This is a genomic window from Enterobacter sp. BWH64, from assembly GCF_001037645.1.
Classification (GTDB): domain Bacteria; phylum Pseudomonadota; class Gammaproteobacteria; order Enterobacterales; family Enterobacteriaceae; genus Enterobacter; species Enterobacter hormaechei_C.
The window spans coordinates 1,062,452-1,075,507 of sequence record NZ_KQ089922.1; the positions used below are offsets into that span (position 1 = coordinate 1,062,452).

The following is a 13,056-nucleotide window of genomic DNA, read 5'->3' on the forward strand; positions in this document are numbered from 1 at the left end:
GACGTTCCCCTTATCTGGCGTTCTTTGGGCTGACATAGAGCACGCCCAGGGCGCAAATCAGTGCGCCAATAAAGACGCTCGCCAGGTAGCCCGCTACATTAGTCGCCAGCGGCCAGCCCCAGACGGCTGGCAGAGGCAGCGTCTGCTTCACGCCAAGGGTAATGGCGACCAGCGCGCCGGCGACGGCACCGGTCATGAATACCGGGATCAGACGTGGGTTTTTCAGGATGAACGGGATCGCGCCTTCGGAGATCCCAATCACGCCCAGCAACAACGAGGTGCTACCGACGGTTTTCTCTTCCTGGCTAAAGACATCCGGTAATCCAAAGCGGCCGTTGAGGAACGCAGCAAAGCCGACGCCAATGGAGGGGATCACGATGGAGAGTTCGCGGGCGGTTAAATCAAACGTCTCGCTCATGCCGTTCAGGCCGAGCGCGACCGAGCCTGCCGCCTTGTTGACCGGACCGCCCAGGTCGAACGCGGTGCCCGCGGCAATCATCGCGGAATAGAACCCGCGCCCGGTGTCACCTGCCGAGGTAAAAAAGACCACCATCAGCTGGTTAAGCGAGCCAAAAATCGGGTTAATCAAATATTCCATGACCATCACCAGCGTAATGCCGGTGATCAGCGGGACGAGCAGCATGGTTTTAATGGTGGTGAGCTGCTGGCGGACGTGAATCGAATCATTGAGCCAGCGCACCAGATAGCCCACAAAAAAGCCGATACCAATGGCGCCGAAAAAGCCGGATGGCATAAAGCCTTCGATATCAAAGAAGCGCTTATAGACTTCGTCTGACATGATGCCGCCAATAAGACCGGGGATGAGTGCCGGTTTACCGGCAATGGAAAACGCCAGATACATCGCAAAAACGGGATACATGAACTTAATGGTCATAAAGCCCACTTTATCCAGCACGCTGAACGGCGAATGTTCGATGTTAATAAACTGCCCGGTTATTTTGGCCGTCGCCATCATCAGCCCGCCCATCACCACCACCGGCAGCATATAGCTGATGGCCGCCATAATATGGCCAATAAAAATCTGGTAAGCCGAACGCTGAAGATCGTCTTCTTGTGCGACAGTGGTGACGTTTTTTTCCTTTGCCAGCGCCTGACGCAGATAGCGATCGGTATGTTTGATCAGCTCTTGTGTGCGGGTTTGAAGGTGAGGAATGTTTTCAAAACGCTCGGCATCCTGAATGGGAACGTCGGTTGCCAGAATAATGGCCGTGGCGGAGGCGATATCCTGTTTTGTTAAGCGGTTTTTAACGCCGTCGCTGCCCTGCGTTTCGACCTTTACCTCGATATTGTGCTCGTTAGCCCATGCAATAATTTTATTCGCCGCCATAAAGGTGTGTGCGATACCTGTCGGGCAGGCCGTTACCGCGACAACTTTTTGTTTCGTCATTGTCATAATTCCCTGGATGTGAAAACAGGGGAAGTATAAAGAGAACCTAAAACAGTTTTTAATGTTTGCTAATACTAATTACGTATCGTGATACGCGTAAATGCAATGTGTGAAGCGCCTTCCAGAGACTATTTCTCTGTTGTGTTAATATCATCTCGGGATTAAACGGGGCGTAATAGATGAATTCATTCCAGGGAAGTGAACGTTTGATATTTGAATACATTCAGCATCATGCGTGTAATATTTCTAATATATCGGCAAAAGAGATTGCCCGTGATACCTTTACCACGACAACATCCGTTAATCGTGTATGTAAAAAAATGGGCTATAAAAGCTATACCGAGCTTCGGTACCGTTTTTTACGCGACCATTTTACACCTGCACCTGCTACACCCGATGTGGGGCCGCAGCCGGATGATATTGTGACAGACGTGTCCAGGTTGCTTACGCATTCCAGCCATATCTATCTTTACGCACGGGGAGCCTCGCTCACCAGCCTCAACTACCTGTCGCGCTTTTTGTCGCTGGCGAGCCTGCCGCACCTTATTTTGAATGACATGCACCAGTTGACACGCGTATCGAAGGGGACGCTGGTGTTGATCAGTAAATCCGGGGAGACGCAGTCGCTGATTGAAATGGCGCGTAACGCGCTGCGCAAAGGGTTGAAGATTATTGCGATTACCCGTCAGGGGTCGACACTGGCGTCGATCTCAACGCTATGCTGGCCGTTACCAATCGACATTAACGCGGTTTCGCTGTATCAGCGGGAAGGGCAGCTTGAACTGTTAAGCGCCGTGGACCGTATCGGCTGTAGGCTGCTACAGCACGATACGGTGTAGTCAGGCCGTCAGAGCTGCTTCACTATTCCCAGACGTACGGCATAATCATTTTCATGGTTGCCGTCATTATTGATGTACGTTTTATCCAGTGAAACCAGTTCGACGTATGGCGTCCAGCCATCGTCGAGCTTGTAGTTGAACGCGACGGTATGCTCCCAGTAGGTGTCATCCCCGGTTCCCTGATCGACGTTATCCTGCCAGCGGAAGCGCGGGTTATAGGACATACCGAATTTGCCGATGTTATACGCGAACCAAATGTCGAACTGGTGTGACTGGCGGCGAGTATAACCGCTGCCGTCGAGTTCTTTATCGCTGTGCGCGTCATTGACGGTGTTATAGCGGTAACGTGCGGAGAGATTCAGACCGTTATCGAAGGCTTTCCAGCCCTGAATGAAGGGGCGGTAATGCGTATTGCTGGCGGTGAAAACCGTCACCATGCCAGGCGCAACGGCGAAACCATTTCCCAGATCAAAACGCCAGCGCGTTTCGATTTCCTGTGCCGCTTCCGTTAACCCCTTGTCGTCGGGATTATATCTGTCGGTATCACCAAAAAACGTATCATTATGGTTTTGTGCGGCTTCAACGGAGAAGTAAAAACCGTTATTCGCCTGATGCATGACCTTAATGCGTGAATCATTTACGTCTGAGCGCGTATTATGACCAAAGCGAAGGTCGACGGACGTATTCCCGCACCATCCCTGTGTGCTCAATAATAATGCGCTAATACACGTTGCTTTAATAATTATCTTTTTCATAATATCCTGCCGAGGTTATTTAATTGGCAGGCTATTTTTATTTTGAGTGCGCCATATTGTAAAAGTTATCGTCGTACATTTAGCGTATCGCTAAACATAAAAAAAGAGATACAGCATGCTGTATCTCCTGAGGTTTATTCCTGCACCCACCAGATAGCTTCAAACGGGCGCAATAGCAACGTATCGGGTCGGAAGGGAACCTCTTCATAGTTGCTGAGTGCCACCCGCCATGCTCCCTCTACGGGGACGGGCTGCCACTGCTGGCGCGCGTGGCTCAGGTTAGCCACCACCATCAGCGTTTGTCCCTGCCACTGGCGGCGGTAGCACCACAGGGAAGGGTGGTCAGGCAGGAGATCCTCATAATCCCCCCACGTCAGTACCGACAGGGTTTTGCGCAGGCGAATCAGCGACTGATAGGTGTAAAACACCGAATTGGGGTCGTCCAGCGCCGCGCGGGCGTTCACGGTTTCGTAGTTGTCGCAGACGCCAATCCACGGCTCGGCCTCGGTAAAGCCCGCATTATGCGAGGCGTCCCACTGCATCGGCGTGCGGCCATTATCGCGTGACTTACTCGCCAGAATCGCCAGTAGTTCATCCGTATCGCGACCGTTAGCCCGCTGTTCGGCGAACATGTTCAGGCTTTCCACGTCGCGGTAGTCGGTGATACGGCTGAAATGCGGGTTGGTCATACCCAGCTCTTCACCCTGGTAGATATACGGCGTGCCCTGCATCCCGTGCAGCACCATGCCGAGCATTTTCGCCGCCGCCACGCGGTGTTCCCCTTCGTCACCAAAGCGCGACACGATGCGCGGCTGGTCATGGTTACACCAGAACAGCGCGTTCCAGGCTTTGTTGTGCATCCCCTGCTGCCAGTGGCGGAAAAGGGTTTTTAGCGCCACGAAGTCCGGCTTCGCCTTCGTCCATTTTTCGCCGCCGGGGTAGTCTACCTTGAGGTGGTGGAAGTTGAAGGTCATCGACAGCTCGCGGCCGTCAAGAGACGCGTACTGTTGGCAGTTCTCCAGCGAGGTGGAGGACATCTCGCCCACCGTCATCAGATTACGCGGCGTAAAGACGTCGCGGCTCATCTCCTGGAGATATTCGTGGATGCGCGGCCCGTCAGTGTAGAAGCGGCGACCGTCGCCGAGGGTATCGTCCGGGAAATGCTGATCTTTTGAAATCAGGTTAATCACGTCCAGACGCAAGCCGTCCACGCCGCGATCGGCCCAGAACTCGCACACTTTTTTCAGCTCGGCGCGCACCGCCGGGTTTTCCCAGTTGAGATCCGCCTGCTCCGGTGCGAACAGGTGCAGATAATACTGCTCGCTTTCGGCGTGCCAGCGCCAGGCGTTGCCGCCAAATTTGGAGCGCCAGTTGTTGGGAAGCGTATCCGGCGTACCGTCGCGCCAGATATAGAACTGGCGGTACGGACTCGCTTTATCCAGCGACTCACGGAACCAGGCGTGCTGCGTGGACGTGTGGTTAAAGACCATATCCAGCACGATGCGGATGCCGCGTTCATGCGCCCGGGCAACCAGCTCGTCAAAGTCGTCCAGCGTGCCGTAGGTCGGATCGATGGCAGTGTAGTTCGCCACGTCGTAACCGTTATCCACCTGCGGGGAGATATAAAACGGCGTCAGCCAGATGGCGTCAATGCCGAGGGTTTTCAGGTAGTCCAGGCGCTGCGTCACGCCGCGCAGATCGCCCGTGCCGCTGCCGGTGGTGTCCTGGAAACTCTTTGGGTAAATCTGATAGATGACGCCGTTCTGCCACCAGTGAGGAAGGGTATTCATAGTACGTTCCTGCAAATGCGAAGGGGCGCAACTGCGCCCCGAAAGAGAGAATTAAACAATCTGCAACGTGCCCTGACGGAACTTACGCTGGTAAACCACAGTAGTCAGCGCCATTGGGATGATAATCGCCACCGCCATCGCCAGCGCAAATACCTGCCAGAACGCGGGCTGAATGGAGAGGATACCCGGCAGGCCGCCGACGCCAATCCCGTTCGCCATCACGCTGTTCAGGCCGCACAGCAAGCCCGCCAGACCGGAGCCGATCATCGCGCAGAGCATCGGGAAGCGGTATTTCAGGTTGATACCGTACATCGCCGGTTCAGTGACGCCGAGGTAAGCGGAGATGGCAGCCGGAACGGAGATCTCTCGCTCGTTGTGCTTACGGCTGACGATGATGATGCCGGTTACCGCCGAGGCCTGCGCAATGTTAGACAGGGCGATGATCGGCCAGACAGGCGTACCGCCGAGGCTCTGGATCATCTGCATATCAATCGCCAGCGTGGTCTGATGCACGCCGGTGATCACCAGCGGAGCGTACAGGAAGCCAAACAGCGCGGCACCGATTGGCGCGAAGCTGCCAGTCATCAGGTGACGGACCGCGAAGGCCACGCCGTCGCCAATCATGCGGCCAAACGGACCGATAAAGGCATGCGCCAGGAACACCGCCAGGATCAGCGAGCAGACCGGGACCACCACCAGATAGAGGTAATCCGGCACGATGCGCTTCAGGCGCGTCTCAATAAAGCCCAGCGCCAGACCCGCCAGCAAGGCCGGGATCACCTGTGCCTGATAGCCCACTTTGGCGATGGTAAACAGGCCGAAGTTCCACACCTCTGGCGTTTGCTGACCAAGTAAGTAAGCGTTCATTAACTGCGGAGAGACCAGCGTCACGCCGAGCACGATACCGAGAATTGGCGTTCCGCCCATTTTGCGCACCGCGGACCAGCAGATCCCGACCGGCAGATAGAAGAAGATCGCTTCGCCAATCAGCCACAGGAAGTCATAGATGCTTTGCAGCGCCGGGTACATCTGCGCCAGGGTTTTGCCGTCGCTCATTGGCACATCGCCGATGACGTTACGGAAGCCCAGAATTAAGCCCCCGCTGATCAGCGCTGGCAGCAGCGGGAAGAAGATCTCCGCAAAATGGGAAATCAGCTGCTCATGCCATTTCATATTCTGGCGCGCGGCCTTCTTCGCCTGCTCTTTATCGGCGGAAGAGTGCCCGGTAGTCGCCAGCAGAGCCTGATAGTAATCGCCCACTTCGGTACCAATCACCACCTGAAACTGCCCGGCGTTGGTGAAACAGCCTTTAACCATAGAAAGCTCTTCAATGGCCTTCGGGTTGGCTTTGGCCGGATCGTTAAGCACGAAGCGCAGGCGGGTAATGCAATGGCTGACGGTGGCGATGTTATCGCGTCCGCCGACCAGGACGATCAGCTGATCGATATCTGTTTGTTTGACTTTACTCATCATGAAACCTCATGACAGATGGTGATAGGGGTTATGACCTGTGCGCAAGCCTACTCCTTCAACGTGACGGCGAAAATGGGAACGTTCCCGAAATCGGGCGAAGATCACAATAATCTATTCAAAAGAATTATGAGAGATGGGCTGGAATAACGATCTGACGGGGCTCGGTACGCCCGGTAATCTGCTCGATCAGCTGCGCGGCAGCCTGCCGGCCAGACTCGGCGTAACCCGGATCAACGCTGATAATCTCCGGGTGTAAGAACTTCATCAGCGGCGTGCTTCCCACGCTCGCTAATTGCAGTTCCCCGATGCGCTGCTCCTGCAAATATTTGCTCGCACCCAATGCAAGGGTATCCGTGGCGCATACCAGGGCGGTGGTTTGTGACGTCAGCACGCTGGCGACCTGTTCATATCCCTGTTTCATACCCAGACCGGGCAGCGCGGCCACGGCGGGAAGATTGTGTTTTTTACAAAACGCCAGGTACGCTTCGTGGCGACGCTTGCCGGTGGTGATGTCAGCATGCGGCACGCCGAGATAGCTAATATGCCGATGGCCCTGTTCATACAGGCGCTGCATCAGGATCACGATCGCCCCTTCGTCATCGTAACAGACAGAGGCAAACCCGCTGGCGTCGCGCGCCAGCAGCACCAGTGACGGCTGCCAGGGTTTAAGCACGTCCTCTTTTAGGCCGGTAAATCCGAACAGCACCACCCCATCAATATTACGGCGCTGAAGCATGCCGAGATGCTCCTCCACCATTTGCGCGGAGAACTTGCTCTCCATCATGATCGGATCGTAGCCCTGCTCGTAGAACGCGGGCAGCATCGTCTGTACGGCGAGGTTTTCGGAGAGGGAATCCAGACGCGAGACAATAATGGCGACCACTTTATCGCTCTGCCCGCGCATGGCGCGCGCGGAGCGGGAAGGGGAAAAACCGTGCTGATTCATCACCGCCTCGACGCGCTCGCGTGTGCGCTCGCTGACACCGCTTTCGTTGTTCAGCACGCGTGAGACAGTCGATTTCCCCACGCCGCTTAAACGCGCGATATCTTTAATCGTAAGGCGGTTCTGCATGCTGTATTCCCTGTAACAACGATAAAATAATCAATTGAGCCTAATGCTATCCTGCGAATTCGCTATGGGCAAAGTCTGGTTTACGTTCGGTTTATTTGCAGGGCGTTATAATACCGCCCGATTAGTCACAAACGGTATGGATAAATCACTATACTGCGTGCCGATACCCAACTTTTTACTTACCGGAGGCCACATGGATCCCGATCCCACACCTCTCCTGACCAGGAGAAAACCTTCTTTCCGGTAAGCCAGCCTTTTGCTGTCTCACCGGCGTGAGGCAGCAACGTTCATACGTTCCTGCTTGATAAATTAAGTGCCTGACAGGTACGGCTTTGCCACGCCTGCGGGAAAACTGCGTCCGCCTTTGCGGATGCGGGGGAATGACTATGCTGAAGAATATCACCCGGCAGCTGCAAGCGCTGCTGAGCCGTCACCTGCCACATCGCCTGATTGCGCGCGATCCGCTGCCAAATGCCAACACCATGGCGGGAGCGGCAATCCCCGCTTCCCTGACCGAGCGCTGCCTGAACGTGGCGGCGATGGATGAAAACGAAGTCTGGCGCGCTTTTGGCGGCCACCCGGAAGGGCTGAACGCGCAAGAAGTGTCAAAAATCCGCGCGGAACATGGCGATAACCAGATCCCGGCGCAGAAACCCTCTCCCTGGTGGGTCCACCTGTGGCTCTGCTACCGCAATCCGTTCAACCTGCTGTTGACGGTGCTCGGGATTATCTCTTACGCCACTGAAGATCTGTTTGCCGCAGGCGTGATTGCCCTGATGGTGGGGATCTCCACGCTGCTGAACTTTATTCAGGAAGCGCGCTCCACCAAAGCGGCGGACGCCCTGAAAGCGATGGTCAGCAACACCGCCACCGTGTCGCGCGTGATTAACGACCTCGGCGAAAACGCCTGGATTGAGCTTCCCATTGACCAGCTGGTGCCGGGCGATCTGGTGAAGCTGGCGGCGGGGGACATGATCCCGGCGGATTTACGCGTCATCCAGGCGCGGGATCTGTTCGTCGCGCAGGCGTCACTCACCGGTGAGTCCCTGCCCGTAGAGAAGGTAGCGCGGACCCGCGATCCGCAGCAGATGAACCCGCTGGAGTGCGACACCCTGTGCTTTATGGGCACCACGGTGGTTAGCGGCACCGCGCAGGCGATTGTCACCGCCACCGGCGGCAATACCTGGTTTGGACAGCTTGCCGGACGCGTCAGCGAGCAGGAGAGCGAGCCGAATGCATTCCAGAAAGGCATTGGCCGCGTCAGCATGCTGCTGATCCGCTTTATGATGGTCATGACGCCGATTGTCCTGCTGATCAACGGCTACACCAAAGGCGACTGGTGGGAAGCGGCGCTGTTCGCGCTCTCCGTGGCCGTTGGCTTAACGCCGGAAATGCTGCCGATGATTGTCACCTCCACGCTGGCGCGCGGGGCGGTCAAACTCTCTAAACAAAAGGTGATCGTTAAACACCTCGACGCCATCCAGAACTTTGGCGCGATGGACATCCTTTGCACCGATAAAACCGGCACCCTGACGCAGGACAAAATCGTGCTGGAGAACCACACCGACATCGCCGGAAAAACCAGCGAGCGCGTGCTCCACAGCGCCTGGCTGAACAGCCACTATCAGACCGGGCTGAAAAACCTGCTCGACGTGGCGGTGCTGGAAGGGGTGGACGAGGAGTCTGCCCGCACGCTCTCCGGTCGCTGGCGGAAGGTGGACGAAATCCCGTTCGACTTCGAGCGCCGCCGCATGTCGGTGGTGGTCAGCGAGCAGGCGGACGTACATCAGCTGATCTGCAAAGGAGCATTGCAGGAGATCCTGAATGTTTCCACGCAGGTGCGCCATAACGGCGAGATCGTGCCGTTGGATGAGACCATGCTGCGCCGCATCAAACGCGTCACCGATAACCTGAACCGTCAGGGGCTGCGCGTGGTGGCAGTAGCCAGCAAGTTCCTGCCTGCGCGGGAAGGTGACTACCAGCGTATCGATGAATCCGATTTGATCCTCGAAGGTTACATCGCATTCCTCGATCCGCCGAAAGAGACCACCGCGCCGGCGCTAAAAGCGCTGAAAGCGAGCGGTATCACCGTCAAAATCCTCACCGGCGACAGCGAGCTGGTGGCGGCCAAAGTGTGCCACGAAGTCGGCCTGGACGCGGGCGACGTCGTCGTGGGGAGCGACATTGAGCACCTGTCCGACGATGAGCTGGCCGAGCTTGCCCAACGCACCACGCTGTTTGCCCGCCTGACGCCGATGCATAAAGAGCGCATCGTTACCCTGCTGCGTCGTGAAGGGCACGTGGTCGGCTTTATGGGCGATGGCATCAACGACGCGCCCGCGCTGCGTGCGGCGGACATTGGTATCTCCGTGGACGGCGCGGTGGATATTGCTCGCGAGGCGGCGGATATCATCCTGCTGGAAAAGAGCCTGATGGTGCTGGAGGAGGGCGTCATCGAAGGGCGTCGCACCTTCGCCAATATGCTCAAATACATCAAAATGACCGCCAGCTCCAACTTCGGCAACGTCTTCAGCGTGCTGGTGGCGAGCGCGTTTCTGCCGTTCCTGCCGATGCTGCCGCTGCATCTGCTGATCCAGAACCTGATGTACGATGTCTCTCAGGTAGCGATCCCGTTTGATAACGTGGACGACGAGCAGATCCAGAAGCCGCAGCGCTGGAACCCCGCCGATCTGGGGCGCTTTATGCTGTTCTTTGGGCCGATCAGCTCTATCTTCGACATTCTGACCTTCTGCCTGATGTGGTTTGTGTTCCATGCGAATACGCCAGAACACCAGACGCTGTTCCAGTCCGGCTGGTTCGTGGTGGGACTGCTGTCTCAGACGCTGATTGTGCACATGATCCGCACCCGTCGTATTCCGTTCATCCAGAGCCGTGCCGCGTGGCCGCTGATTGTGATGACGGGGATTGTGATGGCGCTCGGGATCGCGCTGCCGTTCTCGCCGCTGGCAAGCTACCTGCAACTTCAGGCGCTGCCGCTGAGCTACTTCCCGTGGCTGGTGGCGATCCTCGCGGGCTACATGGTGCTGACGCAGATGGTGAAAGGGTTCTATAGTCGTCGGTATGGGTGGCAGTAAATTATGTTTGCCGGGTGGCGGCTTCGCCTTACCCGGCCTACTCCCGAAACGTAGGCCCGGTAAGCGCAGCGCCACCGGGCAATAGCTTTCCTCCCAAATTCAACAACCTGTGATCTCCGTCGGCGCATTCGCTTGACGACAATTTGAGCGCATGTTAACAGAATGTTTTGCCTGTATTTGGCCCGTCAGATAAGGAACATTCATGTTACGGTACAGCCTCTTAACCGCCGGGCTCATGCTCGGCGCCTCCGCCTTTGCCGCCCCGGCAGGTGACCTTCCCTTAATGCCCTGGCCTGCGAAGGTTGAACGTCCGACCACTCAGGGCGCGCTGGTGCTTAACAATCAACTCTCTGTGAGCGTCAGCGGCGACGATCTGGGGGATGCGGTCAACCGCCTGCGCCAGCGCATTGCGCTGCAAACCGGCTGGACGCTACAGCCGCAGGCCGAAAAACCTGACAAGCCGACCATCCGCATCGCCATCGCCAAAAAGGTGAAGCCGCAGCCGCTGCCGGACAGCGATGAGAGCTATAAACTCACGGTGGACGCCAACGGCGTAAATATCTCTGCCAACACCCGCTTTGGCGCGCTGCGCGCCATGGAAACCTTGCTTCAGCTGATGCAGAACGGCGCCGAAAACACCTCGATCCCGTGGGTGACCATTGAAGATTCGCCGCGCTTCCCGTGGCGCGGGCTGCTGCTCGATTCGGCGCGCCACTTCCTCCCGATTCCGGATATTAAACGCCAGATCGACGGCATGGCCGCGGCAAAGCTCAACGTCCTGCACTGGCATTTGACGGACGATCAGGGCTGGCGCTTTACCTCGAAGCGTTATCCAAAATTAACCCAGCTTGCCAGCGATGGGCTGTTCTACACCCCGGAGCAGATGCGCGAGATTGTGCGTTACGCTGCCGAGCGCGGCATACGCGTGGTGCCGGAAATTGATATGCCTGGCCACGCCTCGGCGATTGCCGTCGCCTACCCGGAGCTGATGAGCGCGCCGGGGCCTTACGCCATGGAGCGCCACTGGGGCGTGCTGAAGCCGGTGCTGGATCCAACCAAAGCGGCAACTTATACCTTTGCCGACGCGATGGTCAGCGAACTGGCGGCGATCTTCCCGGATCCGTATCTGCATATTGGCGGCGATGAGGTTGACGATAGCCAGTGGAAAGCGAACGCTGCGATCCAGACGTTTATGCGCGACAACAAACTGGCGGACAGCCACGCGTTGCAGGCGTATTTCAACCGCAAGCTGGAGACGATCCTTGAGAAGCACCACCGGCAGATGGTTGGCTGGGATGAGATCTACCATCCCGATCTGCCGAAAAGCATTCTGATCCAGTCCTGGCAGGGACAGGACGCGCTGGGGCAGGTGGCGCAGAACGGCTATAAGGGTATTCTCTCAACCGGTTTCTACCTCGATCAGCCGCAATCCACCGCCTACCACTACCGCAATGAAATTGTGCCGCAGGGGCTGAACGGCGTGGATGTGATAGCGGACACCGACAGCGTCCAGAGCTGGGCTTTCTCCATGCCGCGTCTGAAAGGCAAGCCGGTGGAAGGCAGCTTTACGCTGGTGAAAGGCGATGCCGGGTGGCGTGGATTTATTGATTTTGCCGGAAAATCGCGTCGGGCGGTGGATAACATTCAGTGGCGGGACGACAACCAGGTAACGTTTACCGTTGATACCTGGATGGGTGAAACGCGTCCGGTCGTTTCTGTTGAGAACGATAAGCTCAGCGGCTATTTCCTGGTGGGTAACGCCCGCTACCCGATCGACGGCACGCGTCTGGACGCGGTGCCAAAAGGCATACCGCCGGTGGTGCCGGACCCGGCGAACGAGGCTAATCTGCTCGGCGGTGAAGCCGCGCTGTGGGCGGAAAACGTGGTCGCGCCGGTGCTGGATATCCGTCTGTGGCCGCGCGCCTTTGCGGTGGCGGAGCGGCTATGGTCGGCAAAGGACGTCAACGACATCGACAACATGTATACCCGGCTCCAGGCGATGGACAGTTGGTCCACGGTGTCGGCTGGACTACAGCAGCATACCCAGCAGCAGGTGCAGTTCACGCGCCTCGCCAACAATGCGGATACCCTTCCGCTGCAAATTCTCGCCCAGGCGCTTGAACCGGCGCAGTATTACACCCGCCAGCATCTTAAGTTCCAGGCCGGAAACTATCATCAGTTTGAGCCGCTCAACCGGCTCGCTGACGCGCTAAACGCGGAAAGTGCGACCGTGCGTCAGATGAATAAATGGGCGGACCGCCTGGTGAGCGACGCGGAAGACACGGAAAGCGCCGACGCGCTGCGCCACGTCTTTAACCGCTGGCAGAACAACACCAGCGATGCGCTGGCCTTGAGTGAAAACAGCTATCAGCTGAAGGCCATTAAGCCGTTGATCCAGGAGGTGGATAAACTGGCCTCGATTGGCCTGAGGCTGACGGATCTGGTGGCGCGTCAGGGCACGCTGGACGACAACGAGATCGCGTCGATCCAGAGCGAACTGGATAACGCGGCGACGATCCAGGACGAGGTGGTGATTGCGGCGGTGTACCCGCTGGAGACGCTGCTTAGGGCGACGCGGAATCAGTAACAAATATCCCCTCACCCCAACCCCTCTCCCCATAGAC

General features: G+C 57.1%; 8 protein-coding genes. 3 read left to right on the plus strand and 5 right to left on the minus strand.

What is annotated here, in order from left to right:
- Nucleotides 1–10 precede the first annotated feature (10 nt).
- Nucleotides 11–1,408, minus strand: a complete 1,398-nt coding sequence (locus SK50_RS05095) for a PTS fructose transporter subunit IIC (protein ID WP_071842881.1) — start codon at nucleotides 1,406–1,408, stop codon at nucleotides 11–13.
- A 179-nt stretch (nucleotides 1,409–1,587) separates the two neighbouring features.
- Between SK50_RS05095 and SK50_RS05100 the strand changes: the two genes are divergently transcribed.
- The gene (locus SK50_RS05100) at nucleotides 1,588–2,247 is read left to right on the plus strand and encodes a MurR/RpiR family transcriptional regulator (RefSeq protein WP_015572516.1); all 660 of its coding nucleotides are present in this window, start codon (nucleotides 1,588–1,590) and stop codon (nucleotides 2,245–2,247) included.
- Between the two features lie 8 nt (nucleotides 2,248–2,255).
- On the opposite strand, the gene SK50_RS05105 is transcribed toward SK50_RS05100, so the two are convergent.
- The 4 genes from SK50_RS05105 to treR all read right to left on the minus strand — a co-directional run bounded on the left by SK50_RS05105 (nucleotide 2,256) and on the right by treR (nucleotide 7,337).
- Nucleotides 2,256–3,002, minus strand: coding sequence for an oligogalacturonate-specific porin KdgM family protein (locus SK50_RS05105; protein WP_017694639.1), 747 nt, complete (start codon nucleotides 3,000–3,002; stop codon nucleotides 2,256–2,258).
- A 134-nt stretch (nucleotides 3,003–3,136) separates the two neighbouring features.
- A complete protein-coding gene (gene treC, locus SK50_RS05110; RefSeq protein WP_048229141.1) occupies nucleotides 3,137–4,792 on the minus strand; it encodes an alpha,alpha-phosphotrehalase in 1,656 nt (551 codons plus the stop codon).
- Nucleotides 4,793–4,843: 51 nt separating this feature from the next.
- Complete coding sequence (gene treB, locus SK50_RS05115; protein ID WP_020480548.1) at nucleotides 4,844–6,262, minus strand: PTS trehalose transporter subunit IIBC; 1,419 nt, start codon at nucleotides 6,260–6,262, stop codon at nucleotides 4,844–4,846.
- Nucleotides 6,263–6,389: 127 nt separating this feature from the next.
- Complete coding sequence (treR, locus tag SK50_RS05120; protein WP_017383908.1) at nucleotides 6,390–7,337, minus strand: trehalose operon repressor TreR; 948 nt, start codon at nucleotides 7,335–7,337, stop codon at nucleotides 6,390–6,392.
- Nucleotides 7,338–7,723: 386 nt separating this feature from the next.
- Between treR and mgtA the strand changes: the two genes are divergently transcribed.
- A complete protein-coding gene (gene mgtA / locus SK50_RS05125) occupies nucleotides 7,724–10,432 on the plus strand; it encodes a magnesium-translocating P-type ATPase (protein WP_048229142.1) in 2,709 nt (902 codons plus the stop codon).
- Nucleotides 10,433–10,634: 202 nt separating this feature from the next.
- Nucleotides 10,635–13,019: a beta-N-acetylhexosaminidase gene (locus SK50_RS05130; RefSeq protein WP_045344397.1), complete on the plus strand. Its 2,385-nt coding sequence runs from the start codon at nucleotides 10,635–10,637 to the stop codon at nucleotides 13,017–13,019.
- Nucleotides 13,020–13,056: the final 37 nt, after the last annotated feature.